Here is a 25,351-nt window from a genome sequence, read left to right on the forward strand (position 1 = left end):
ACAAGGAGGAACGATATATGAAAAAAATACTGAAGAAATACAGTCTGGCGGCAACCTTGATGGCAATCCTCTGCCTACTGCCCGCCTCGTGCATCACCGATGATGCCCCCGCCGCCACCGAGAAAGCAACGGTGACGATGACGTTTACGACGAGGGCGGTGACGGATGATACAAACGGAAGCAGCCTATTGGATAATGAGCAGATGCGGACTTTGCATGTGATTATGGTAAGAAGCAGTGACTCTGAAGTGATATTGAATGAAAGATATGACATCGCTCCCGAGGTAACTTCGCAAACAATCACTTACAATGACCTTGTTGTAGACAAGAATAATGGTACTGAATTTGATTTTTATGCCATTGTGAATGAAGGTTCTCTTACACTAACTGAGGAGGTAACAGAAATTTTGAATAGTAAAACTACTATTGATAACGTTTCTCTATTGGAGAATGTGATACTGGGAGAAAATGGTTTTGATTTTCAAAATCCTCCAACAGATAAAAAACCATTGCCACAAACTGTAATGAGGAAAAATGTTCGTTTAGAAGCTGAAAAATCTCAAAATGTGGCCTTGCAGTTACAATTTCCGGTGGCAAAGGTATGCTTGAAGTTTATTAATAATACCGATAAGGAGCAAGAGCTTACTAATATTAAAATGCCGAATGTGAAACCTAATAAGGGTTATCTTTTCGTTAAAGAAAACAACCTGCCAACTCAAATTTCTTATACAGATTTACTATTAAAAGAAAGTATAACAATAGCTTCTTCCCTAAAAGAATCTGAAGAAATTATCAGCTATCTCTATCCGGGACATATTGGTACGGGATATGAGTTGGTTACTAACTGGGAATATGTGGGACCACAATCGTTGAAGCTGCAAAAGAACAATGAAACTTTAACCCACCTTAGTGCCGGAGAGTGTCTGAATATAATCGTCACCTTGAATTCAACTCCGAAAGATACTGAGTTACAGTGGACCATCAGTGGTTGGACAAAGGAAGAAATAGATGTGCCATTTGAATAATGGATAGGAGAAATTTGTTATGAACAGAAAATTACAATATATATATAATCTTTTTATCGCAATGATTGTTTCCGCACTGGCTGTGTCGTGTACGGATGATGAACTTGTGAAGGGTGGAGATAAATATGAGGTAGTGCCTGACATTCCTGTGGCACTTTCGCTGAAAATAAAAGTGGCAGATCAAATGGAAGTTCAAACCCGTTTGGCACAGTCTGACGAAACAGAACGCACAGTTAATAAATTGTTTGTGATAGCTTTCAAGCCGAGTAAGCAATCTGATGGAGCGGAGAATGCAGATGCTTCGGATGACGAATGGTCTGTGGACAATTCTGCATTTTATGATACTGAAGATGGTTTGGGAAATCCTATTGAAGTAGGGAAACCGCAATCTGTAGAGTTCTCTATGACTACAGGATTGAGGAGAATTTATGTGGTAGGTAATCCGCAGAGCGGGGTAGGAACCTTATCTGATGATGAATTGAAGAATGTAAAGACAATAGCAGCCCTAAAAGCACTTTATTCCAAGTTGAGTGATAATTTGAGTGTTGAGCGTGTCTATTTCTTGATGACTGGACAGGCGATAACCAAAGAAAAGAGTGAAATTGTAACAGTATATAAGTCTGGGGACCACCAGGGAGCAATAAGGGAAGATTACACAATGGCATTAAACCATGTAGATGCGCGTATAACTTTCAATATTATACCTGCTGTGGGAGTGACTTTTGAACCTGAAGCCTATAGAGTTATTAATATTCCGGGTGGTACTTATTTGTTTTCGCGCGAGAAACAAAATAGTGGAGATAATACATGGGATTATGATGGAGCGGGCTATGCTCCGAGTAATCGGCTGAGTGACTTTACTGAAAAGGATGGGAAGTCTATTTTTGAGTTTTATATTTGTGAGAATAGACAAAATCCTAAACAAAAAATAAGTACAGAGAGCCTACTTGAGGAGGGTACTTATTATGCTTTGCGTGAGAAACAGGAGAAAAAGCTAATAACCGGAACTGTAGAAGGGCAAAAATATGAAAATGGAGAATATGTATATGCCAATGCTAAATCAACGTATGTAGAATTGGAGGGTACTATTACCTATAAGGATGATGATGGGAGTGAAGTGTACGCAAAGACAACTTACACAATTCATTTAGGTAATACAGGAAATAGTAATACAGCCGACTGGTTGAATGACTTGGAACTCGTCAACAATTATGATACGGAACGTAATACTCATTATACTTATAATGTGAAAGTACAAAGTGTAGACCAAATCATTGTAGAAGTTGAGGATAGTAAGGAAGTCAATCCAGGTGCGGAAGGCAATGTCATCGTTGCGCAAGGAACTGTTAAGACGATGGATTCCCACTATGGAAGATTATTGCTGACGTTAAGAAAAGAAGATATTCAAAAAGGACTTTCCTGGTCGGTAACCACTCCTTTTCAACGAGGGATGAAGGTGTTTGATACGAAACTTCCCTATGATGGATACGGGCTTCCTCAAACAGATTTGTCTTTGAATGATTATAAGTGGGTAAAGTTTCTGGTTAATAAGGAATGTCGTTTGGCTAATGGAAACTATGTGCCGACAAATGTCATGGCAAAATATCCTGGCGAACAAGCGTATGACGGTGGTGGTAAAAATAATTCAGAAGCAGCCCCTATTGCAGGTGGGGAGTATATAGAAACACAATTTTATGGACATGTGCGGTTGTATGACATTAATCAGTTATTGAATTTTTTGCATGTGGAGGCTAACAATGGCAATAGTGATATTTTTGAGCGGAGATGGAATTCGGAAACATTTGAATACGAAGATGTTGTAACGATTACTGCTTATGTAGATGAATATATTTATGTATATGACCCACGAATGATTTATTATCGTCAGGCAGCATCAGTAGGACTTCCCGGTTCTGGTGATGGTATAGAGGGTGTTAATTTGGAATTATGGAAAGAAACAGTGAATGGAGAAAATCGTATGCTAAATTTTTGTGTAGAAGGCTCAAAATACAGTGAAGATGGAGAAAGTTCCGTAGCACGTAGTGTTTATTCCATCGCACAAAATCCGGTTTATACTTTCTACAATCCGAAACATGCTGACTTGAAAACGGCATGGGGAACAGAGGCTATGATGGAAACGAAATTCTTGCCGATAGTACCGGACGGTGTTTCCGATGAAGACTTTAATAGTCGTTTTAGTGGACAAAATCCAAATGGAATGGAGAATGGACGCCTCAATATGTTGAACCTTATTAATGCGAGACAAACAGTAAACCAATTACATTGGACGGATGTCTTAGGAGTTGTTACGGATGTAGATCATCAATTAAACTCTGGCTATGAGAGTATTTGGTATGCCTGCTTGTTGCGTAACCGTGATTTGGATGGGGATGACGTTATAGATGCAGATGAAATCCGTTGGTATCTTGCTTCTGTAGATCAATTGACAGATTTGTGGATTGGGGAAACTGCTATTCCTAAAGCGAAACTTTATATGAATGATATTGATGCTTCCGGAGTGGAAATACCAATTGAAAATGGAGAAACACGTGTACATGTGGCAAGTAGTAGTTATCATCCTGGTACAACAGATAAGCCTACAAATAAACCTAGTGATCCATGGGTTATATGGGCAGAGGAAAGTGCATCGAGAGGATCTGCGTCTTATTCACAGACAGCACCTGGTGAACACTTTACTGGTATTAAGAATTTCTCTTATCGTTGTATAAGAAATCTGGGGTTAAGTTTGAAGGATATTGATGCAGTTCCAGAGGATTATGTAACGAAAGGAAGTAGCACACATATTATTGGAGGTGTAACTTATAAGGAGAAAACTATTGATATAAATCCTATGATTGATAACACAATCAGACCGTCTGTAGGTACTGAAGTATTGCCGACAAATACGGAAAGAGATATTTCTGGTAACAATCGTCCACCTTTGACGTTGGCAATTCTTGCGGATGAGGGTGATATTAGTTATGGAGTATATCCTGAAGAGGGATCAATTGGAGCAGAACGTGTGGCAAAATATGAAAGAGTTGATCGCCCCTGTCCTATTGGATACCGTGCTCCTAATCAGCGTGAATTAATGTTGATGTACACAACCTATCCTGATTTGATGACCGGATTTACTTATTTGACAAATACAACTTTTAGCGGTAGGAATACTGATATAGGGCAAGGTGTAGGATCTACAACGAATAGAAAGGAAGCTTTCGCCTATACAAGTGGTACTCTTCAATTGACTACGGGCTGGGGAAGTGGTAAGGTGCGTTGCGTACGCGATGCTACCAATAATCTGGGAGGAAATTAATAGGGAATGAGACGTATCCTCAGCTGTATCGGTTTGTTTCTGTTTATTGTCGGTTTGCTTCATTCTTGCATTGCCGGTGATAAACAGAAAGCCGGGAAGATGGATGAATGTACAGAGAATGTCAAAGGGAAAGCTGAATTGAGAGATCAGCAATTCCCTTTTCCCGAAATCCCCTCCGTCCTCACCTCCCCCACCGAGCGCAAGACTTTCTTGCTGACGCACTACTGGGACAGCTATAACTTCTCCGACACCGCCTTGGTGAATAACCGGGCGGTGACGGAGCAAGGCTTGGTCAATCAGCTATCCCTGTTGTCGGCTTCAGAAGCCACGCAGGAGGAGATTAAGGGAGGCATCGGCAACCTCTGCACCGGCATGGAGAGTCAGGAGCATGCAAGGCAGGTGTTCATGCGGCTGATGGATGATTATCTCTATAATCCCAATTCGCCGTACTACAACGAAACGCTCTATGCTGCCTACCTGCGCCGTATGCTGCAAAGTACCGCGCTGGACGAGGCAAGGAAAAGTTCTTTGAAATTCAAGTTGGAGCTGATAAGCCGTAATAACGTGGGCAAGGCAGCTACGGACTTCACCTACTACCTGGCGGACGAAGAATGTCGCACGCTGCGGACAACCACGGTACAGGGAGACAAGCTGTTGCTGGTATTCTACGACCCCGAATGCCCCAGTTGCCACGAAGTGCTGAAAGCGATGATGGCAGACCGGGCATTGGCTGATGCTGTGGATACAGGCACCCTGACCGTACTTGCCGTCTACACCGAGGGCAATGATGAAGTGTGGAGGAAAGCCCTGACAGACATGCCCCGTAGCTGGCTAATAGGCAACGACCGGCAACAGGTGAAAGACTGTGCTTTGTATGACCTCAAGGCCATGCCCTCGCTTTACTTGCTGGATAAAGACAAAACCGTACTGCTGAAAGATGCGGCCTACGACACCGTGAGGCAGGCGCTGGGTTTGAGATAAATCTTGTAATAATGAATCGGGCAGACGTGATTTGCGGTCTACCCTCGGAAAATTTAATCCTCTCCTCGACAAGAAGGCTTAAATTTTCGCTATGAGACCAACTGTGAAGTTCGTCTGATAGATTTTGTTTGTTTTGTTTGTGAATGCCTCCGATTCAAGCGTGGATTCGGGGGCATTTTGTCTTATTATCCCTGGAAAAATGAAATGTTATTAATCAGGCATTTGGAGGGAGCTCTATTTTATTTTCCATATCTTTGCAAGATGACTGTTTGTCTTTGAACTGAAAAAGAAGGAGCAGACAAGTTGATGATTATCACAAGAGACAAACATAAATCGTTATAACCAAGTGATGAAACAATTAATTGCATGTTGCGGACTGGATTGCGAAAATTGCACCGCCCGTATAGCCACTGTCAATAATGACGATGAGCTGAGAGAGAAAACCGCCAAAGAGTGGAGTGTGCTGAACAATACGCCGGAAATTACGGCAGAAACCATCCATTGTATGGGGTGCCGTGCAGATGGGGTGAAGTTTGCCTATTGCAGCAATTACTGTGCTATCCGTAAATGTGTGTACGAAAAAGGTTTCAATACCTGCGGTGACTGTAAGGAACTGGATACTTGCCAGGTGGTAGGTGCCGTTCTTCAGCATGTGCCCGGTGCAAGGGAAAATCTTTATTAACCGTAAATTTTTTGATTAAATAAAATATTGCTTATCTTTGCAGTATGACAAAGACATTTAAATCGGATTTGGTTTTGTAAACAATCTGTGTTCCATGCACAGATTGTCCCTTTCGTTTACTTTCGGATAACTTCTTTCGAGAGTGTTTTTCTATTGTTATAATTCAAGTTTAATCCGCATATTATGCTGAAGGTGTTGTGATACTTTCCGTATATGCAAAATATAGTAAGAAAATGAGTAACGAAAATAAAACTATCCACGATTTCGAATTTAATTTAATCTGTGACTTTTTCTCCAATATGGAACGGCAAGGCCCTGGCAGTCCTGAAGTGACGTTGAAGGCATTGAGCTTTGTAGACGGTCTTACCGATGAATCCCTTATTGCCGATATCGGTTGTGGAACAGGTGGTCAGACAATGGTATTGGCTGGCCATGTTCCGGGACAGATTACCGGAATTGACCTTTTCCCCGGCTTTATTGACATCTTCAACCGTAATGCAAGGCAGTTGGGCTTGCAGGACAGAGTAAAAGGAATTGTCGGTTCAATGGATGCCCTCCCTTTCGGTGAGGAGGAGCTGGATATGATTTGGTGTGAAGGTGCTATCTATAACATCGGCTTTGAACGTGGCTTGAAGGAGTGGCGTAAATATCTGAAACCGGGAGGGTATATTGCCGTATCCGAGAGTTCATGGTTTACGGACGAACGTCCTGCGGAAATCAATGACTTCTGGATGGACGCCTATTCTGAAATGGATACACTTCCCAATCAGGTAGCCAAGTTGTACAAGGCGGGTTATCTCCCCGTTGCTACATTCATTCTGCCGGAGAATTGCTGGACAGAGCATTACTTTGCTTCAAAGGTTGCGGCTCAGGAGATTTTCCGTAAGAAATATGCCGGTAATAAAATTGCCGAAGAGTTCAGCTCACTCCAAATGATTGAGGATGAACTATACGGCAAATATAAGGAATTCTACGGTTATGTGTTTTTTATTGCTAAGAAGGTAGGTTGATGGCAGACTTCTCTTATTGAGGAATGCGGGTATTCTCATGGCAGAATATCCGCATTTTGTGTTTTGAGTGGATTTTATTGTTTTGAGGATGTGCGGAACTTCTGAGGAGGTATTCCCGTATGACGTTTAAAGAATTTGTTGAAGAAGGCCGCATTATTAAAACCTAGACTCACGGCTATATCCTTTATCGGAGTGTTGGCGGTACAAAGTTGTGCTTTGGCATCCATGATGATAGTATTGTTGATGATTTCCATGGCTGTATGTCCTGATTCCTTTTTGACAAGGCGGCAAAGAGCTGCCGGTCTCATATTCATTTTCAATGCATAATAGGACACTTGATGCTCCCGGACATAGTCTGTGTGTACCAATCGGATAAAAATGCGGTATTGGTTGAAATGCCTGCTGCCCGGAGTCTCTTTTATTCTAGGGCGTTCCGGACAGAGTTCGGATATACCTTGTAACAGATAGGTCAGTAGAGTTTGCAATGAAACTAGACTTGAGGGGCTTTCTGTTCTTTGGTAGAGGTGTGACAAATAGGTCATGAACTCGGCATAAAGCTGGAAGTCCGTTTTCGATAGAGGAAAAATATAGTGTTTGCCTATAATGTGAAACTTATCCATCATGACCTTGCCGGCCCCTGAACTCTGGATAAGTTGTTGGGAAAATATGACGACATATATTTCAGCATCGTCTGACGTGTGTAGCAATTGTACGAAGGTCTCGGGAGGAATAACTAGGAGGGTGTTAGCTTCAACCCTGAATTGAGTATGGTTTATGATGGTTTTCAGAACTCCTTTGGTGCATAGAGCGAAGATACTGGCCTTGGTGTGGTATGGCTTTTCCACTAGCGGATTCAGTTCATTGGTTGTGATATGATTGCAGGCAATGAACTCGGCATTTATATTGAATTCGGATATATTCATGTTGGAGATTTTAAGACACAAAAATGGGGGATAATAATGTATAAATGACAGAGATAACAGTTAAAATCAATATTACGCTCAATTTGTCTCTGTTAAATAAGGTAAAGTTGTGAATAATAGAATATATACATGCTAAAACGGAATATTGATTTATAAGGGTTTGTTTGTGGCATAAGCATTTTAGCCCGAACTTTGCTCCTTGTATGATAAAACAATTCTGATGAATCCGAATGTTCCTCAAGAAGTACGTATAATAAATGCCATCTCCGAGCAGTTGTTCAACTCATGGCCCGTCAGCATTATTATGATTGATTTGGAAGATTGTATCTGGCGTCTGAATCAGCAGGTGATGAATGAACTCCATTTGAATGAGTATGTGATAGGGCGGCGTATCACTGACTTATTGGAAGTGGTATGTGATAAAAAGAATGTGTTAGAAGACCTTTTGCTGCAACTTCGGGAGAGGGATGTGCGGATTATTCCCTTAGATATCAATTGCTTTATACGTGAATTGAAGAGTGGTATCAGTTTTCTGATACAAGGTGCTATGGTGGGAATTCATGAAGATGGACAATTGGTGAGGATTGTACTCTATTTCAGGAATGTGTTGGAAGAACGGACACAGAAGCATTTGCTGAATATTGCGCTGAGCCGCACCCAGATATTTCAATGGTCTTTCGACATGGAACATAATCTGATGATTATAGAACCGCGTTATTTTGAATATTTGGGGATTCCTACGCGTGACTATACGCTGACGCCTGAGGAATTCGCATTTCTGATTCATCCGGACGACCGGAAGGGAGTGTTTGATGCTTTGGCTTTACAGTTGCATGGTAATTTGTACGAACGCCCAGTGGAATACCGTCTACGGAGGGGAGACGGCAAGTGGGAGTGGTTTGAGGCGCAATCTACCTATGTGGGGCAATTGACGGATTTGCCGTTCCGTATCATCGGTATTTGCATGAGTACGCAGAAATACAAGGATACGGAGAATAAATTGAACGAGGCTTTGCAGAAAGCGCAACGTAGCGATGAGTTGAAGAGCGTATTTCTTGCTAATATGAGCCACGAGATACGTACGCCACTAAATGCCATTGTGGGCTTCTCTACACTACTGGCTTGTGGGGATGCCGACTTGTCGCGGCAGGAGATTATGGAATTTACGTCTTTGATTGAAAAGAACAGCCAGTTGTTAATGGTGTTGATTTCAGATATTCTGGATTTGTCCAAGATAGAATCGAACACGATGGAATTCCATTTTGAGAAGGTTTCTTTAAATGGCATATTGGAAAGCATTTACAGTGCGCAGAAGATGAATCTTCGGAAAGGAGTGGAGTTACTGCTAGACCTTCCGGACCGGGCGGCAGTTATCTATACAGATCCTACGCGTTTGGGGCAAGTTGTCAACAATCTTATCAATAATGCGGTGAAGTTCACTGCTGAAGGACGCATAACCATAGGGTATAGGCTGAAGGACTTTGCTACATTGGAAGTCTTTGTGGAAGATACGGGAACTGGCATGTCGGAAGAAGTTCTGGCGCACATTTTTGAACGTTTCTATAAGGGAGATGCTTTTGTGCAGGGCACGGGATTGGGATTGGCCATTTGCAGGACTATCGTTGAAAGGTTTCATGGAAAAATAGAAGTGGCTTCAACTCTTGGCAAGGGGAGCCGCTTTGCAATTGTCCTTCCGCAGGAAATGCGGGAGTAGTGTTCTCTTTCTTGGATATTTGATGTAATTATGTGAGCGTATGATATTGTATAACGTTGAAAATCGCTACCTTTGCAGTCTTGAACGATAAATTCATTGACACTATGATATCTGTAGAAGGACTGAAGGTAGAATTTAATGCCACTCCTCTGTTCGAAGACGTCTCTTATGTTATCAATAAGAAAGACCGTATAGCTCTTGTCGGCAAGAATGGTGCCGGTAAGTCCACCATGCTCAAGATATTGGCTGGCATTCAGCAGCCCACTGCCGGCATTGTTGCCGTTCCTCGCGAATGTACTATCGGGTATTTGCCCCAAGTGATGATACTCAGTGACAAGCGCACCGTAATGCAGGAGGCTGAACTTGCCTTCGAGCATATTTTTGAGATGCAGGCGGGCATCGAACGCATGAATCGGCAACTTGCCGAACGTACCGATTACGACAGCGAGGATTACCAGAAACTGATTGACCGCTTCACTCACGAAAACGAACGTTTTCTGATGATGGGCGGCACCAACTACCGTGCCGAAATAGAGCGCACGCTCCAAGGGCTGGGCTTCAGCCGCGAGGACTTTGACCGCTCTACAAGCGAGTTTTCCGGTGGTTGGCGTATGCGTATAGAGCTTGCCAAGCTGTTGCTTCGCCGTCCGGATGTGTTGCTGCTCGACGAGCCTACCAACCACCTTGACATCGAGAGTATCCAGTGGTTGGAGAACTTCCTTTCCACCCGTGCCAATGCGGTGGTGCTTGTCAGCCACGACCGCGCCTTTTTGAACAATGTCACTACGCGTACCATCGAAATAACTTGTGGACGCATTTACGACTATAAAGTGAAATACGATGAGTTCGTGGTGCTTCGCAAGGAGCGCCGGGAGCAGCAACTACGTGCTTACGAGAATCAGCAGAAGCAGATACAAGATACGGAAGATTTCATCGAACGTTTCCGGTACAAAGCTACCAAGGCTGTGCAAGTGCAGAGCCGCATCAAGCAGCTCGAAAAGATAGAGCGCATCGAAGTGGATGAGGAAGACAACTCCTCTTTGCGCCTGAAGTTTGTTTGCAGTAGCCGTAGCGGTAATTATCCCGTTATCTGCGAGGATATGGAGAAATCCTACGGTGGGCACGTTGTTTTCCACGATGTGAATTTGACTATCAACCGAGGAGAGAAGGTTGCTTTTGTCGGTAAGAACGGCGAAGGTAAGTCTACGCTTGTAAAGTGTATTATGGGTGAGATTACGGATTATACCGGTAAGCTTACACTGGGACATAATGTGCAGATTGGATATTTTGCCCAGAACCAGGCACAGCTTTTGGATGAGAGCCTGACTGTATTCGATACGATTGACCGCGTGGCCGTAGGGGATATCCGCCTCAAAATCCGTGATATTCTAGGTGCTTTCATGTTCGGCGGTGAGGCTTCGGATAAAAAGGTGAAGGTGCTCAGCGGTGGAGAGCGTACCCGGCTTGCCATGATAAAACTGCTGTTGGAGCCGGTGAATTTCCTGATTCTCGACGAACCTACGAATCATCTTGACATGCGTTCCAAAGATGTGTTGAAGGAGGCTATCCGCGATTTTGACGGAACGGTGATAATAGTCAGCCATGACCGTGATTTTCTGGACGGACTTGCGACTAAAGTGTACGAGTTTGGTGGCGGACTGGTGAAGGAACATCTGGGAGGAATTTATGATTTCCTGCAAAAGAAGCAGATAGAGAGCCTGAATGAGTTACAGAAATCCCCTTCACTTTCCGCTTCGCCCACTGCCGGTAAGGCGGCATCGGGAAATGTTGGTGCAGAACCGGTTCAACCCTCGGCAGCCAAACTCTCTTATGAGGAGCAGAAGGAGCTTAATAAGAAGCTCAAGAAACTGGAACGTCGCGTTGCCGATTGTGAAGCGGAGATAGAGCAGACGGAGGCTGCCATTGCCATTCTTGAGGCCAGGATGGCCACACCGGAAGGTGCTTCGGACATGTCGCTTTATGAGCAGCACCAAAAACTGAAAGAGCAGCTTGACCGCGTGATGGAAGAGTGGGACGCGGCTACTGTAGAGTTGGAGAATCACTAACTATTATATTTTATATGTTTATGAAAGCAAATCATTTGTTACCCATTGCAGCATTCTGTCTGATGACGGCTTCCTGCAACACCGGCAAGCAGCAGGCTGAACTTACAGCAGGCATCCAGCTCGCCAATCTTGACACAACGGCTCTACCCGGAACTGACTTTTACCAATACGCATGTGGCGGTTGGATGAAGAACAATCCGATTCCTGCTGAATACTCACAGTACGGTTCTTTTACTATCCTTGCAGAAAACAACCGCAAGCAGATTCAAGGACTGATTGAAGAACTTGCCGCCACCCAGCACGAAGCCGGCAGCGTGGCACAAAAAATCGGTGACTTGTACAAAATCGTAATGGACAGCGTGAAGCTGAACAAAGATGGTGTAGCTCCCATCAAGGCTGAACTCGACCAGCTGGCTGCTTTGAAGGACAAGAAAGAGCTTTATGCCTTGCTGGGCGATATGCAGAAGAAAGGCATCATCGCCTACAACGTGCTGTATGTTGGCGCTGACGAAATGAACAGTAGCATGAATGCTGTACAGACCTATCAGACCGGGCTGAGCATGGGCGAACGTGAATACTATCTGGAGAATGATGAGGCTACCGCCAAAATTCGTGATGCTTTCCGTACACATGTACAGAAGATGTATCAGTTGGCTGGTTTCGACGAGGCTACTGCCAAGAAAGGTATGGAGGTGGTGATGGATGTGGAAACACGTCTTGCCAAGGCTTTCCGCTCTCGTACGGAGTTGCGTGACCCGCATGCCAATTATAACAAGATGAGCATGGAAGAGTTGAAGAAGAATTATCCTACTTTCGATTGGGATGCTTATTTGTCTGCCATGGGCTTGAAGGATGTGAAGGAAATCATCGTAGGCCAGCCCGCTTCACTGAAAGCTGCTGCCGATATTCTGGATACGCTGCCCATTGAACAGCAGAGCCTTTATCTGCAATGGAAATTGATTGATTCTGCCGCAAGCTTGTTGAACGATGCTATGGCAGAACAGAACTTCGACTTCTACAGCCGCACCATGAGCGGTACACAAGAAATGCAGCCTCGCTGGAAGAGAGCGGTAAGCACTGTAAGCGGCGCGCTGGGCGAAGCTGTAGGTCAGATGTACGTGGAGAAATATTTCCCTGCTGCTGCCAAGGAGCGTATGGTGACTTTGGTGAAGAACTTGCAGGAAAGTCTGGGCGAACGTATCCAGAATCTTGCCTGGATGGGTGATTCCACTAAGGTGAAAGCTCTGGAGAAACTGGCTACCTTCCATGTGAAGATTGGTTATCCCGACACTTGGAAAGACTACTCCACACTGGAAATCAAAAACGACTCTTACTGGGCAAACATGGAACGTGCCAACGAGTGGAGCCATGCCGAAATGATAGCCAAGGCCGGCAAGCCGGTGGATAAGGACGAATGGCTGATGACTCCGCAGACCGTCAACGCTTACTATAACCCGACCACCAACGAAATCTGTTTCCCCGCCGGTATCCTGCAATATCCTTTCTTCGATATGAATGCGGATGATGCCTTCAACTATGGTGCCATCGGTGTGGTAATCGGTCATGAGATGACTCACGGATTCGACGACCAGGGTCGCCAGTACGACAAGGACGGTAACCTGAAAGACTGGTGGACTGCTGAAGATGCCAAGAACTTTGACGAGCGTGCTCAGGTGATGGTGAACTTCTTCGATAGCATCGAGGTTGCTCCGGGCGTATATGCCAACGGACGCATGACATTGGGTGAGAATATTGCCGACCACGGTGGTCTGCAGGTTTCTTATCAGGCATTCAAGAAAGCTACGGCTGCCAATCCGCTGCCGGTGCTGGATGGTCTTACTCCCGAACAACGTTTCTTCCTGGCATACGCAGGTGTATGGGCCAATGATATCCGTCCCGAAGAAGTGCTGAACCGCACGAAGAGTGATGTGCACTCATTGGGCGAATGGCGCGTAAACGGTGCATTGCCGCAAATCGGTGCTTGGTATGAGGCATTCAACGTGACAGAAAAAGACCCGATGTTCTTGCCGGTAGAAAAACGTGTATCTATTTGGTAAACCAACAAAATAACCCTTAAAAAAAGGCGGCAGACTGGAAACAGATGCCGCCTTTTTTAATTATACCTAATTTATTGTGTATGAATGTATGTATGAATAAACAAAATTTGTAACTTTGCGCATCAAATACTAATATACGCATACTTTAATACGCAAATCCATGTCTGAAACAAAAAGAATCAAAACAGCTCTGGTATCTGTTTACCATAAGGAAGGTTTGGACGAAATCATTACCAAACTGCATGAAGAAGGTGTAGAGTTCCTCTCAACCGGTGGAACCCGTCAGTTTATAGAATCCCTGGGTTATCCCTGCAAGGCAGTGGAAGACCTCACTACATACCCTTCCATCCTGGGCGGACGCGTGAAGACTTTGCATCCGAAGGTTTTTGGAGGTATTCTTTGCCGCCGCGGATTGGAGCAAGACATGCAACAGATTGAAAAATATGAAATCCCCGAAATAGACCTCGTCATTGTTGACCTCTATCCGTTTGAGGCTACCGTTGCCAGTGGTGCCGAAGAACCTGCCATCATCGAAAAGATTGACATAGGCGGTATCTCCCTAATTCGTGCCGCAGCCAAGAACTATAACGACGTGGTTATCATCGCTTCGCAAGCACAATATCAGCCGTTCCGCGACATGCTGATGGAACACGGAGCCACTACTACCATCGAAGAACGCCGTTGGTTTGCCAAAGAGGCTTTCGGAGTGTCTTCACACTATGATTCTGCCATCTTCAACTATTTCGATGGCGAGGAAGGTTCCGCTTTCCGTTGCTCTGCCAACAGCCAGAAGACTTTACGCTATGGCGAGAATCCGCATCAGAAAGGTTATTTCTATGGCAATCTGGATGCTATGTTCGACCAGATTCACGGTAAGGAAATCTCTTATAACAACCTGCTCGACATCAATGCTGCCGTTGACTTGATTGACGAATTCAAGGATACGACTTTCGCTATCCTGAAGCATAATAATGCTTGTGGACTGGCTTCACGTCCCACTGTGCTCGAAGCATGGAACGATGCGCTTGCCGGTGACCCGGTATCCGCTTTTGGTGGTGTGCTCATCACTAATGCCGTGATTGACAAGGCTGCTGCCGAAGAAATCAATAAAATTTTCTTTGAGGTGATTATCGCTCCCGATTATGATGTGGATGCGTTGGAAATCCTCGGTCAGAAGAAGAACCGTATTATCCTGGTCCGCAAGCCGGCAGCTCTGCCTAAGAAGCAGTTCCGTTCTTTGCTGAATGGCGTATTGGTTCAGGACCGCGACCTTAAGGTGGAAACTCCTGAAGAATTGAAGACTGTAACTACGAAGGCTCCCACTGCACAGGAAATTGAGGATATGCTCTTTGCAAACAAGATTGTGAAGAACAGTAAGTCGAATGCCATTGTGCTGGCAAAAGGAAAGCAGTTGTTGGCAAGTGGTGTAGGTCAGACCAGCCGTGTGGATGCTTTGAAGCAGGCTATCGAGAAAGCCAAAAACTTCGGTTTCGACTTGAATGGCGCTGTAATGGCAAGTGACGCATTCTTCCCTTTCCCCGACTGCGTGGAAATTGCCGGCAATGAAGGCGTAACAGCCGTCATCCAGCCGGGTGGAAGCATCAAGGATGAACTCTCGTTTGAATATTGCAACGAGCATGGCATCGCCATGGTGACTACGGGATTCCGTCACTTTAAACACTAATTCGGATTTACGATTTGACGATTTACGATTTACGATTGAAGTTACATCGTAAGTCTGAATCTCAAATTGTAAACAAGAGGAATATCAATCGTAAATCGTAAATAGTTAAATCGTAAATATTAATGGGATTATTCTCCTTTACACAAGAAATAGCGATGGACCTTGGCACAGCCAATACCATCATCACCACGAATGGCAAGATTGTGGTGGATGAGCCTTCGGTGGTGGCTTTGGACCGTCGTACCGATAAGATGATTGCCGTGGGTGACAAGGCAAAGATGATGCACGAAAAGACCCACGAAAACATACGTACCATCCGTCCGTTGCGCGATGGTGTGATTGCCGACTTCTATGCCTGCGAGCAGATGATACGTGGACTTATCAAGATGGTGAACAACCGTAACCGTCTTTTCTCTCCGTCACTCCGCATGGTGATTGGTGTTCCTTCGGGCAGTACCGAAGTGGAGCTGCGTGCCGTGCGCGACTCTGCCGAGCATGCCGGCGGGCGCGACGTTTATTTGATTTTCGAGCCGATGGCTGCTGCCATCGGTATCGGTATCGATGTAGAGGCTCCCGAAGGCAACATGATTGTTGACATAGGTGGTGGTTCTACGGAAATTGCCGTTATCTCTTTGGGAGGTATCGTAAGTAACAACTCCATCCGCATTGCCGGTGACGACTTGACTGCCGATATTCAGGAATACATGAGCCGCCAGCACAACGTGAAGGTCAGCGAGCGTATGGCTGAGCGTATTAAGATTAATGTGGGTGCTGCCTTGACGGAACTCGGTGAGGATGCTCCTGAAGACTATATCGTTCATGGTCCGAACCGCATCACGGCATTGCCCATGGAAGTGCCGGTATGCTATCAGGAAGTGGCGCATTGCTTGGAGAAGTCTATCTCTAAGATTGAGACAGCCATCTTGAGCGCATTGGAAAATACGCCTCCCGAATTGTATGCCGACATCGTTCACAACGGTATCTATCTTGCCGGTGGCGGTGCATTGCTTCGTGGACTGGATAAGCGTCTGACTGATAAAATAAACATACCGTTCCACATTGCGGAAGACCCCTTGCATGCCGTTGCCAAAGGTACGGGCGTGGCATTGAAGAACGTTGACCGCTTCTCATTCTTGATGCGGTAATGCGAAATTTATTAAACTTTCTCATTAAATATAATTACTGGTTCCTCTTTCTTCTGTTAGAGGTTGCCAGTTTTATTTTATTATTTCGCTTTAATCATTACCAGCAGAGTGTGTATTTCACCTCTGCCAATGGCGTGGCGGGGAAGGTTTATGAAATATCGGGTGGCATCACTTCCTATTTCCACTTGAAGACGGCCAACGAAGACCTGCTCGACCGCAACATGTGGCTGGAGCAGCGGCTTTCGTTTCTGGAAAATGTCTTGAAGGAGAAAGGATTGGACTCCGCCAGGTTGTACAGCATGGAACGGCTTGCTCCTACGGAGTATCAGATATTCAAGGCGAATGTCATAAAGAACAGCTTGAACAAGGCTGACAATTATATCACTTTAGACCGTGGAACAACAGAAGGTATCCGTCCTGAGATGGGAGTTGTAGATGCCAATGGCGTGGTGGGTATTGTGTATAAGACCTCTCCCCATTACTCGTTGGTCATTCCGTTGCTGAACAGCAAGTCAAGCATCAGCTGTAAGATTGTGGGCAGTGATTATTTCGGTTATTTGAAGTGGGAGGGAGGTAATTCCCGTTTTGCCTATCTGAAGGATTTGCCCCGGCATGCCGAATTCAATCTGGGAGATACAGTAGTGACCAGCGGCTATTCCACCGTGTTTCCAGAAGGTGTCATGGTGGGGACGGTGGATGACATGTCTGACTCGCACGACGGGCTTTCGTATCTGTTGAAGATAAAGCTGGCTACGGACTTTGGAAAGGTGAGCAATGTGCGCGTCATTTCCCGCAACGGGCAGGATGAACAAAAGGCATTGGAGTCGAGGGCAGACGAGAAGTGACTAAGAAATTAGGGATTAGGGGTTAAGGATTAGGGATTAATCATCTTTATATCTTATAACTTATACACTCAATAACTTGTAACTCGTAACTTATAACTCATTAGCGTTGTTAATTAATTATCTGCATAAAATAGGATGGTTCATAGGCTTGGTACTGTTGCAGGTGCTGATATTGAACAATGTGCATATTGCAGGATATGCCACTCCATTTCTGTATATCTACTTGATACTGAAGTTTGAGTCGGACACTCCCCGCAATGCGTTGATGTTGTGGGCATTCTTTTTAGGGCTGGCTGTCGACGTCTTTTCCGACACACCGGGGATGAACGCTGCCGCTACGGTGTTGCTGGCTTTCTTGCGCCCCACTTTCCTGCGGCTGTTCGTGCCTCGTGACACGCTGGATACACTGGTTCCGGCCATCCGTACAATGGGGATTCTTCCTTTCCTGAAATATCTGGTTGTGAGTGTGCTGATACATCACGGCTTGTTGCTTACCCTCGAATTCTTCTCTTTTGCCCATATTGGTACGCTGTTGTTGAGAATTGCGGCAAGTACCCTGCTTACTGTGACCTGCATTATGGCTGTTGAGGGAATAAGAAAGAAAGGATAAAGGGATTAAGGATTAGGAATTGATGAAAGACTATACACTGGAAAAGCGGAAATATGTAATTGGAGCGGCGGCTATTGTCATCGTTCTTATTTACGTGTTCCGGCTGTTCGACCTGCAAATCATGACTGATGACTACAAGAAGAACGCGGACAGCAACGCTTTTCTGAACAAGATACAATATCCATCACGGGGGGCTATCTACGACCGTAACGGTAAGTTGCTCGTGTTTAACCAGCCTGCCTATGATATTACGTTTGTGCCTCGGGAGGTGACGCAGCTGGATACACTCGACCTTTGCAGTGCCTTGAACATTACCCGTGAGCAGTTTGACAAACGGATGAAGGACGTCAAGAACCGCTGGATGAACCCCGGTTATTCCAAATACACCCATCAGGTGTTCATGACGCAGCTTTCTGCCGAAGAGTGCGGTGTGTTTCAGGAGAAGCTGTTCAAATTTCCAGGTTTCTATATTCAGCGGCGTACTATCCGTCAATATACCTATAACTCTGCCGGCCATTTGCTGGGAGACATCGGCGAAGTGTCCAAGAAAGACATTGAGAACGATGACTATTATATTCGCGGAGACTATATAGGCAAGCAAGGCATCGAGAAATCCTATGAAAAGTATCTGCGTGGAGAGAAGGGGGTGGAGATTCTGCTTCGTGACGCTCACGGGCGCATCCAGGGACACTACATGGACGGACAGTTGGACCGTTCCTCCGTACCCGGCAAGAACCTGACGTTGGGCATCGACATTGACCTTCAGATGTTGGGAGAACGACTGCTTCAACACAAAATCGGTGCCATTGTGGCCATCGAACCGGCTACGGGTGAGATACTATGTATGGTTTCCTCGCCTACCTTTGACCCTCATCTGATGATAGGGCGCCAGCGGGGAAAGAACCACCGCCTGCTGCAGATGGACAAGCGGAAGCCTTTGTTGAACCGTGCCATCATGGGAGCTTATCCGCCGGGCTCCACCTTCAAGACGGCGCAGGCGCTGACCTTCCTTCAGGAAGGGATTATCCACGAAGATTATCCGACTTTCCCTTGTGCGCATGGTTTCAATCATAAAGGCCTTCATGTGGGATGTCACGGACATGGTTCGCCTCTGTCGCTGATTCCTGCCATCGCTACCTCTTGTAATTCCTATTTCTGTTGGGGATTGTATCGCATGTTCGGTGATAAAAAATACGGTTCGCCGCAGAATGCCATTACCGTATGGAAAGACCACATGGTATCGCAGGGCTTCGGCTATCGGCTCGGTACCGACCTCCCCGGCGAACAGCGTGGACTGATACCGAATGCAAAGTTCTACGACAAGCCCTATCGGGGTTCGTGGAACGGTCTGACGGTGATTAGTATCTCCATCGGGCAGGGAGAGATTCTCGCCACCCCGTTGCAGATAGCCAATCTGGGTGCCACCATTGCCAACCGGGGGCATTTCATTACTCCGCACATCGTGAAGGAGATAGAAGACAATGAACTGGACAGCATCTATCGCAATCCCCGTTATCCCACCATCGACCGCGAATATTATGAAATGGTGGTGAAAGGCATGCGTGCCGCTGTAGACGGAAGTACGGGTAGCGCCACTTGCCGCATGGCGGGAGCCATCCTGCCGGGTGTGGAGGTCTGCGGAAAGACGGGCACGGCACAGAACCGCGGCAAGGACCATTCTGTCTTTATGGGCTTTGCCCCGATGGACAACCCTAAGATAGCCATTGCCGTCTATGTGGAGAACGGTGGTTTCGGTGCCACGTATGGCGTACCTATCGGTGCCATGATGATGGACCAGTATCTGCATGGAAAGCTGTCGCCCGAGAATGAGATACGGGCGGAAGAATTCAGTAACCGGGTGATACTTTACGGAGATGAGGAGAGATGATGATGAGGGGTTGGGGATTAAGGATTAGGGGGTAGGGATGAACGGTGAGTGACTTCAATAGTAAATAGTAAATCGTAAAATCGTAAATAAATTGGTGACAAGGAGAGATAGCATATGGAAATCATTGGACTGGGTGACGATTGTCGTTTACCTGCTGCTGATTGTATTCGGCTGGTTCAGTGTCTGTGGGGCGAGTTATGATTATGGTGACCGTGACTTTCTGGACTTCTCTACGCGTGCCGGCAAGCAGTTTGTCTGGATTATATGTTCCTTCGGGCTGGGGTTTGTGCTGCTGATGCTGGATGATTCCCTCTATGACATGTTCTCCTACCTTATATATATAGGGCTGATGCTGTTGCTGATTGTCACGATATTCATTGCGCCCGACACGAAAGGGTCGCGGTCGTGGCTCATCCTGGGGCCGGTCAGTTTGCAGCCGGCGGAGTTTGCCAAGTTTGCCACGGCGCTGGCGCTTGCCAAGTATATGAGCGCCTACTCGTTTACGATGAAGAATTGGAAAAGCTCCCTTATGTTGGCTTTCCTGATTCTCTTCCCCATGTTGCTGATTATCCTACAGCGGGAGACGGGTTCGGCATTGGTGTACTCTGCATTTTTCCTGATGCTTTATCGGGAGGGAATGCCGGGCGTGGTACTGTTCTCGGGTATATGTGCAGTGGCCTACTTTGTGGTGGGCATCCGTTTTGATGCGGTGATGATTGCCGATACACCGACGCCTATCGGGGAATTTGCCGTACTGCTGATGGTACTGCTCTTTGCCGGAGGTATGGTGTGGGTTTATAAAAAGCGTTGGGAACCCACACGGAATATTATCGGCGGTTCGCTGGGAGTGCTGCTCGTGGCTTATCTGATTTCGGAATACGTGGTACCCTTCAACTTGGTGTGGGTGCAGTGGGGGCTTTGTGCACTTGTTGTCGGGTATCTTGTCTTTCTTTCTTTAAGCGAGCGCCATTTATCTTATTTTCTGATTGGGCTGTTTGCTTTGGGTTCGATAGGTTTCCTCTACTCCAGCGACTACTTCTTCAATAAAGTGCTGGAGCCCCATCAACAGATACGTATCAAGGTGGTGCTCGGTATGGAAGAGGACCTTGCTGGTGCCGGCTATAACGTGAACCAGTCGAAGATAGCCATCGGCTCCGGGGGGCTGACCGGCAAAGGTTTCTTGAATGGTACGCAGACAAAGCTGAAGTATGTGCCGGAGCAAGATACGGACTTCATTTTTTGCACCGTGGGTGAGGAGGAAGGATTCGTAGGGTCTACGGCTGTACTGTTACTGTTCCTTATTCTTATTTTACGGCTGATTGTCGTGGCCGAGCGGCAGCAATCTCCCTTTGGCCGGGTGTATGGTTATTCTGTGCTTAGTATATTCTTGTTCCATCTATTCATCAATATAGGCATGGTGCTGGGGCTGACCCCCGTCATCGGTATCCCGTTGCCTTTCTTCAGTTACGGAGGTTCTTCTCTCTGGGGATTCACAATCCTGCTGTTTATCTTTCTGCGGATTGATGCGGGACGTAATCGTCGAATTTAGTTATGACCGTTTCCTTGTGGGACATATGTCTTATCCTGATATAGGTAGACACATTTACAAACTAATAAATGTGTTACTATTATGACTTCAAAACGAAAGCTTTATCGTGAAGATGAAAAACTGTTTTTTCTTCACTCTTACTACCAATCAGGTATGAGTAAGCATGCCTTTTGCCGGGCACATGGCATTTGTTGCCCTGCCTTGCTAAATAGTTGGATTAAAAAGTATTCAAATTTAGCAGAAGAGCTATCTTTGCCTTCTGAACAAGAATCACCAGATATGTCCAATCGCAGCAAGGAAGCCTACAAAGATGAAAATACCCAATTAAAAAAGCGCATTAAAGAGCTGGAGAAAGCTCTGTCTTTCTCCAAGCTGGAAACAGAAGCCCGTGAGTTGATGATTACGCGTGCTGAAGAACTCTTCAACATCCCTATCAGAAAAAAATCTGGGGCCAAATCGTAACGGAACTGGTCAGTCAGCGCAACCTGAAAGTTGCGTTGGCCTGCCGTCTGTTTGGCCATTGTCGTCAAGCCTACTACCAGTCAAAGGCTGACATTGAGAGTCAGATACATAGGGAACGTCTCATGCTGGATGCTGTCCGTGATATCCGTATCGAAGATCCGGGTATAGGCTGTTACAAACTGTGGATTATGCTCACCGTGCTTTTTGGAGCCGGGTTCATGCCTGGGCGGGACAGCTTTTATGCATTGCTCCGGCAACACCGCTTGATGCTTCCTGCCCGCAAGACCCGGCATACGACGAACTCCAACCATCGCTACCACAAGTGGAAGAACCTAATCAAAGGACTGACCTTGACTTCAGCCAACCAGTTGTGGGTCAGCGACATTACTTATATACCACTTGCCAATGGTGAAGTCTGTTATCTGCATCTGATTACGGATGCCTACTCCCATAAGATAGTGGGATGGGTGCTTGCCGACACCTTACGGGTATCGGCAACCATCAATGCATTGCAACAGGCTATAGAGCAGGCTGTTGAAATGACAGGAGATGAAAATCTTACGGGCCTGATACATCACTCGGACCGTGGCGTACAATACTGTTGCGACCCATACGTGGCACTTCTTCAGAAACATGGCATTGCCATCAGTATGACGGAAGACTACAAACCCACCGACAATGCCGTTGCGGAACGTATCAACGGGATTATTAAGGCGGAAAGCAGCCATCCTCGAGGCCGGTTCAACGAAATCGGGCATGCAAGAAATGTCATAGCTCGCTACATACATTTCTATAACCATCGCAGACCGCATATGAGTATCGGGTATAAAATACCTGCTGTGGCGCATCTGGAGAAGGGAATACAGAAGAAAATGTGGAAGAAGAAAAAATATCCTTCCACAAGTAGCAATAAAAAGAAGGATGCAATATCTTTGCAAAGCCGGACAGCAAGTCCGGGCGAAGGCGCAGGACAGCGCACCTGACAAAGACAGAATGCCTCTTTTAGGGGCACCCAGTCTTGCCGGACAAGCAAGCACGGGCTCTGCAAATGCAGCAGGATGACTGTCAACAGAATCAGGACAACTCACTTTGCTGTGTCTACTATATCAGCAGGGCTTGGGAAGAAGTGACTACTGAACCAGTACAACATTCCAAGAACCGTCTACTGATATCGGTTATAAAAAGAAAAAGCGTCTAGCTAAATCAGGAAAAGACAATACGAATGGACTTGATTATCATTACATTGCATTTACACATTGTTTACATCGTAATGTAACGGCCGTTACACCGCATTGTAACGTCCTTTACGCTGTATCGTAACGACTTTTACGCTATATTGTAACGCCCTTTACATGCTGGTGTAACGGTCGTTACATCCTGGCGTAAAAGACGTTACGCTATGAGGTAAGAGGGCAAGTTATGATACCCCGCCCGTTTCCGCTTCAAGGAGACGTGAGTGGGAGACTGAGGTGGTTGTTAGAAGAAGGTAATAAAGAACAATAGGGAGTTCCTATCTCTTCAGTTTGATGCCGATGTCATTGATTCCTTGCAGCCTTTCGTCCGGTAGCGTATAGGCCACTTTAAAGAGGTAGGTGCCGGGTTTGCCGATTCGAACGCTTCCTGCGGAGACGGCAGTCTGATAGAGACCTCCCCAGCCGTCACCTTTCCAGATTCCTTCTTTGTCCGCGAGGATTAGCTGTATGGTGTCCGTGGGTGACGGAATGGAATCTGCGGTGGTGTAGCAGATGGATAGAGGTAGATTCTGATAGGGGTAGTTGCTTCGGTTACGAACTTCCAAAGACAGTTTGTAGTAGGTCAGTGAGTCGGTGACCTTCACGTCGAAAGAGAGCGTGTCTTCGCGCAGCCAGCCTTCGGTGGGAAGGGATTGGAAGGAATGGTATACAGTCTGTTTGTCGCAAGCGCTCAGCAGGCTTGCGACAAACAGTAGTATGATACCTTTCAGGCAGAGATTCCTATTCTTGAGCTGGTTTGTCATTTTGGGCAGGTCTTTCACCTTGAGGTTTGGGCTTATTGTTACGGGGCGGACGACGGTTGTTATTGTTCCGTTGTTGACGTTCGCCTTGTTGCTGTTCACCTTGTTTGGGTGCTTGCCGGTCTTGTTTCTGTCTCGGTTGCCGGTCTTGCCTGGATTGTTCTCTCTGGTTGTTGGATTGCGGAGCACCCTGCTGCTCACCTCCTTGCGGACGACCGTTTCCACTCTTTTTCTTTCTCTTGTTACGGCTGTTGTTGCTGTTCTCGCCACCGTTGCCGTCACTGCCACTCTTGCCTTTCCGGTTGCGGTCAAAGCGAGTGAGACTCTCTTGTTCCAGCAAGTCCACCGGCTTTTTGGGTTCGGAACGATGGGTTTCTTCTATCAGGCTGTCGGGCTTGATGCCACGTCTGTTCAAACCGATAATCTCGAAGGCGCGTCTGCCGCTGATGGTCACCAGGTTGGCGGGGATGTTCTTGTCGCTTGAGTAGGTTATCTGGTTGCTCAGAATGTCGGCTTTGAAGAAGAAGAACTCACCGTCTTTGGTCTCTAAGGTAATCTCGCGTGAGGGCAGGCGTTTCTGTGCTTCCACGTAGCAGTCTACTTCGTAGTTGAGGCAGCACTTCAGTTTGGCGCATTGTCCGGCAAGCTTCTGCGGATTCAGTGAAATGTCCTGGAAGCGCGCCGCGCTGGTGGATACCGATACGAAGGAGGTCATCCAGGTGGCGCAGCACAGCTCGCGTCCGCAGGGACCGATACCGCCGATGCGTCCGGCTTCCTGGCGGGCACCAATCTGTTTCATCTCGATACGCACGCGGAAAGCGTCGGCAAGTACCTTGATGAGCTGGCGGAAGTCCACCCGTTCGTCGGCTATGTAGTAGAAGATGGCCTTGTTGCCGTCTCCCTGATATTCCACGTCTCCAATCTTCATGTTGAGGTTGAGGTCCAGGGCTATCTGACGCGAGCGTATCATGGTGGAGTGTTCACGGGCTTTTGCCTCGTTGTACTTCTCCATATCCACAGGCTTCGCCTTGCGGTAGATGCGTTTGATGTCTGCCTCAGACTTGATATTGGCTTTCTTCATTTGCAGCGGCACGAGACGTCCGGTCAGGGTCACCACACCGATATCATGTCCGGGGGTGGCTTCTACGGCTACGATGTCGCCTTTCTCCAGAGGTATCTTGTTGCTGTTGCGGAAATATCCCTTGCGGGTATTCTTGAACTGAACCTCTACCAGCTCGCTCTCATCGGCATTGCCCGGAATGTCTGCCAGCCAGTCGTAGGTGTTCAGTTGCTTGTCCTGCCTGCCGCAACTCTTGCAGCAGAGACCTCCGCTTCCGTTATGTAGTTTAAATTCCATCATCTATTTATTTACTATTTGACTATTTACTATTTGACTATTTA

General features: G+C 46.3%; 19 protein-coding genes. 16 read left to right on the forward strand and 3 right to left on the reverse strand.

The genetic code is table 11. The features are described from left to right. Positions 1–17 precede the first annotated feature (17 nt). The 5 genes from NQ510_RS06780 (at position 18) to NQ510_RS06800 (ending at position 7,014) form a co-directional block, all read left to right on the forward strand. A complete protein-coding gene (locus NQ510_RS06780; protein ID WP_005828567.1) occupies positions 18–1,025 on the forward strand; it encodes a hypothetical protein in 1,008 nt (335 codons plus the stop codon). A gap of 19 nt (positions 1,026–1,044) precedes the next feature. After that, a complete protein-coding gene (locus NQ510_RS06785; RefSeq protein ID WP_005828565.1) occupies positions 1,045–4,341 on the forward strand; it encodes a fimbrial protein in 3,297 nt (1,098 codons plus the stop codon). Between the two features lie 6 nt (positions 4,342–4,347). Further along, a complete protein-coding gene (locus tag NQ510_RS06790; RefSeq protein ID WP_005828563.1) occupies positions 4,348–5,322 on the forward strand; it encodes a DUF5106 domain-containing protein in 975 nt (324 codons plus the stop codon). Positions 5,323–5,671: 349 nt separating this feature from the next. Then, positions 5,672–6,004: a DUF3795 domain-containing protein gene (locus tag NQ510_RS06795; protein WP_005828559.1), complete on the forward strand. Its 333-nt coding sequence runs from the start codon at positions 5,672–5,674 to the stop codon at positions 6,002–6,004. A 233-nt stretch (positions 6,005–6,237) separates the two neighbouring features. Continuing rightward, complete coding sequence (locus tag NQ510_RS06800) at positions 6,238–7,014, forward strand: class I SAM-dependent methyltransferase (protein WP_005828557.1); 777 nt, start codon at positions 6,238–6,240, stop codon at positions 7,012–7,014. A 74-nt stretch (positions 7,015–7,088) separates the two neighbouring features. On the opposite strand, the gene NQ510_RS06805 is transcribed toward NQ510_RS06800, so the two are convergent. Next, a complete protein-coding gene (locus tag NQ510_RS06805) occupies positions 7,089–7,937 on the reverse strand; it encodes a helix-turn-helix domain-containing protein (protein ID WP_005828555.1) in 849 nt (282 codons plus the stop codon). Between the two features lie 220 nt (positions 7,938–8,157). Here NQ510_RS06805 and NQ510_RS06810 point away from each other — a divergent pair, with 220 nt between their 5' ends. The 11 genes from NQ510_RS06810 to NQ510_RS06860 all read left to right on the forward strand — a co-directional run bounded on the left by NQ510_RS06810 (position 8,158) and on the right by NQ510_RS06860 (position 22,940). Continuing rightward, positions 8,158–9,651 carry a sensor histidine kinase gene (locus NQ510_RS06810; protein WP_005828554.1) on the forward strand — a complete coding sequence of 498 codons (1,494 nt, stop codon included), beginning with the start codon at positions 8,158–8,160 and terminating at the stop codon, positions 9,649–9,651. Between the two features lie 104 nt (positions 9,652–9,755). After that, a complete protein-coding gene (gene abc-f / locus NQ510_RS06815; protein ID WP_008665967.1) occupies positions 9,756–11,717 on the forward strand; it encodes a ribosomal protection-like ABC-F family protein in 1,962 nt (653 codons plus the stop codon). Positions 11,718–11,737: 20 nt separating this feature from the next. After that, a complete protein-coding gene (locus tag NQ510_RS06820) occupies positions 11,738–13,774 on the forward strand; it encodes a M13 family metallopeptidase (protein WP_009037259.1) in 2,037 nt (678 codons plus the stop codon). Between the two features lie 160 nt (positions 13,775–13,934). Beyond that, positions 13,935–15,458: a bifunctional phosphoribosylaminoimidazolecarboxamide formyltransferase/IMP cyclohydrolase gene (gene purH / locus NQ510_RS06825; RefSeq protein ID WP_005828546.1), complete on the forward strand. Its 1,524-nt coding sequence runs from the start codon at positions 13,935–13,937 to the stop codon at positions 15,456–15,458. 122 nt (positions 15,459–15,580) lie between these two features. Continuing rightward, entirely contained in the window at positions 15,581–16,603 is a 1,023-nt protein-coding gene (locus NQ510_RS06830; protein WP_005828544.1) for a rod shape-determining protein, read from the forward strand. Then, positions 16,603–17,448: a rod shape-determining protein MreC gene (gene mreC / locus NQ510_RS06835; protein ID WP_005828542.1), complete on the forward strand. Its 846-nt coding sequence runs from the start codon at positions 16,603–16,605 to the stop codon at positions 17,446–17,448. Before NQ510_RS06830 ends, mreC begins: the two co-directional genes overlap by 1 nt. Before the next feature lie 106 nt (positions 17,449–17,554). Then, a complete protein-coding gene (gene mreD, locus NQ510_RS06840; protein ID WP_005828540.1) occupies positions 17,555–18,058 on the forward strand; it encodes a rod shape-determining protein MreD in 504 nt (167 codons plus the stop codon). A gap of 19 nt (positions 18,059–18,077) precedes the next feature. Continuing rightward, entirely contained in the window at positions 18,078–19,946 is a 1,869-nt protein-coding gene (gene mrdA, locus NQ510_RS06845) for a penicillin-binding protein 2 (RefSeq protein WP_034525656.1), read from the forward strand. A gap of 91 nt (positions 19,947–20,037) precedes the next feature. Then, entirely contained in the window at positions 20,038–21,495 is a 1,458-nt protein-coding gene (rodA, locus tag NQ510_RS06850; protein ID WP_009037257.1) for a rod shape-determining protein RodA, read from the forward strand. An 81-nt stretch (positions 21,496–21,576) separates the two neighbouring features. Continuing rightward, positions 21,577–21,957: a transposase gene (locus NQ510_RS06855; RefSeq protein ID WP_005828537.1), complete on the forward strand. Its 381-nt coding sequence runs from the start codon at positions 21,577–21,579 to the stop codon at positions 21,955–21,957. A 23-nt stretch (positions 21,958–21,980) separates the two neighbouring features. After that, a complete protein-coding gene (locus tag NQ510_RS06860) occupies positions 21,981–22,940 on the forward strand; it encodes an IS3 family transposase (RefSeq protein ID WP_225990577.1) in 960 nt (319 codons plus the stop codon). A gap of 527 nt (positions 22,941–23,467) precedes the next feature. On the opposite strand, the gene NQ510_RS06865 is transcribed toward NQ510_RS06860, so the two are convergent. Further along, entirely contained in the window at positions 23,468–23,953 is a 486-nt protein-coding gene (locus tag NQ510_RS06865; protein WP_005828535.1) for a gliding motility lipoprotein GldH, read from the reverse strand. Further along, positions 23,931–25,307, reverse strand: coding sequence for a regulatory iron-sulfur-containing complex subunit RicT (ricT, locus tag NQ510_RS06870; protein WP_009037255.1), 1,377 nt, complete (start codon positions 25,305–25,307; stop codon positions 23,931–23,933). The genes NQ510_RS06865 and ricT overlap by 23 nt, the downstream gene beginning before the upstream one ends. Positions 25,308–25,351: the final 44 nt, after the last annotated feature.

This window comes from Bacteroides uniformis, from assembly GCF_025147485.1.
Taxonomy (GTDB): Bacteria; Bacteroidota; Bacteroidia; order Bacteroidales; family Bacteroidaceae; genus Bacteroides; species Bacteroides uniformis.

Bases quoted from the DNA above. Each gene is read 5' to 3' on its own strand.
- NQ510_RS06780 (WP_005828567.1), top strand. From the start codon at position 18: ATGAAAAAAATACTGAAGAAATACAGTCTGGCGGCAACCTTGATGGCA.
- NQ510_RS06785 (WP_005828565.1), top strand. From the start codon at position 1,045: ATGAACAGAAAATTACAATATATATATAATCTTTTTATCGCAATGATT.
- NQ510_RS06790 (WP_005828563.1), top strand. From the start codon at position 4,348: ATGAGACGTATCCTCAGCTGTATCGGTTTGTTTCTGTTTATTGTCGGT.
- NQ510_RS06795 (WP_005828559.1), top strand. From the start codon at position 5,672: ATGAAACAATTAATTGCATGTTGCGGACTGGATTGCGAAAATTGCACC.
- NQ510_RS06800 (WP_005828557.1), top strand. From the start codon at position 6,238: ATGAGTAACGAAAATAAAACTATCCACGATTTCGAATTTAATTTAATC.
- NQ510_RS06805 (WP_005828555.1), bottom strand. From the start codon at position 7,937: ATGAATATATCCGAATTCAATATAAATGCCGAGTTCATTGCCTGCAAT.
- NQ510_RS06810 (WP_005828554.1), top strand. From the start codon at position 8,158: ATGAATCCGAATGTTCCTCAAGAAGTACGTATAATAAATGCCATCTCC.
- abc-f (WP_008665967.1), top strand. From the start codon at position 9,756: ATGATATCTGTAGAAGGACTGAAGGTAGAATTTAATGCCACTCCTCTG.
- NQ510_RS06820 (WP_009037259.1), top strand. From the start codon at position 11,738: ATGAAAGCAAATCATTTGTTACCCATTGCAGCATTCTGTCTGATGACG.
- purH (WP_005828546.1), top strand. From the start codon at position 13,935: ATGTCTGAAACAAAAAGAATCAAAACAGCTCTGGTATCTGTTTACCAT.
- NQ510_RS06830 (WP_005828544.1), top strand. From the start codon at position 15,581: ATGGGATTATTCTCCTTTACACAAGAAATAGCGATGGACCTTGGCACA.
- mreC (WP_005828542.1), top strand. From the start codon at position 16,603: ATGCGAAATTTATTAAACTTTCTCATTAAATATAATTACTGGTTCCTC.
- NQ510_RS06855 (WP_005828537.1), top strand. From the start codon at position 21,577: ATGACTTCAAAACGAAAGCTTTATCGTGAAGATGAAAAACTGTTTTTT.
- NQ510_RS06865 (WP_005828535.1), bottom strand. From the start codon at position 23,953: ATGACAAACCAGCTCAAGAATAGGAATCTCTGCCTGAAAGGTATCATA.
- ricT (WP_009037255.1), bottom strand. From the start codon at position 25,307: ATGGAATTTAAACTACATAACGGAAGCGGAGGTCTCTGCTGCAAGAGT.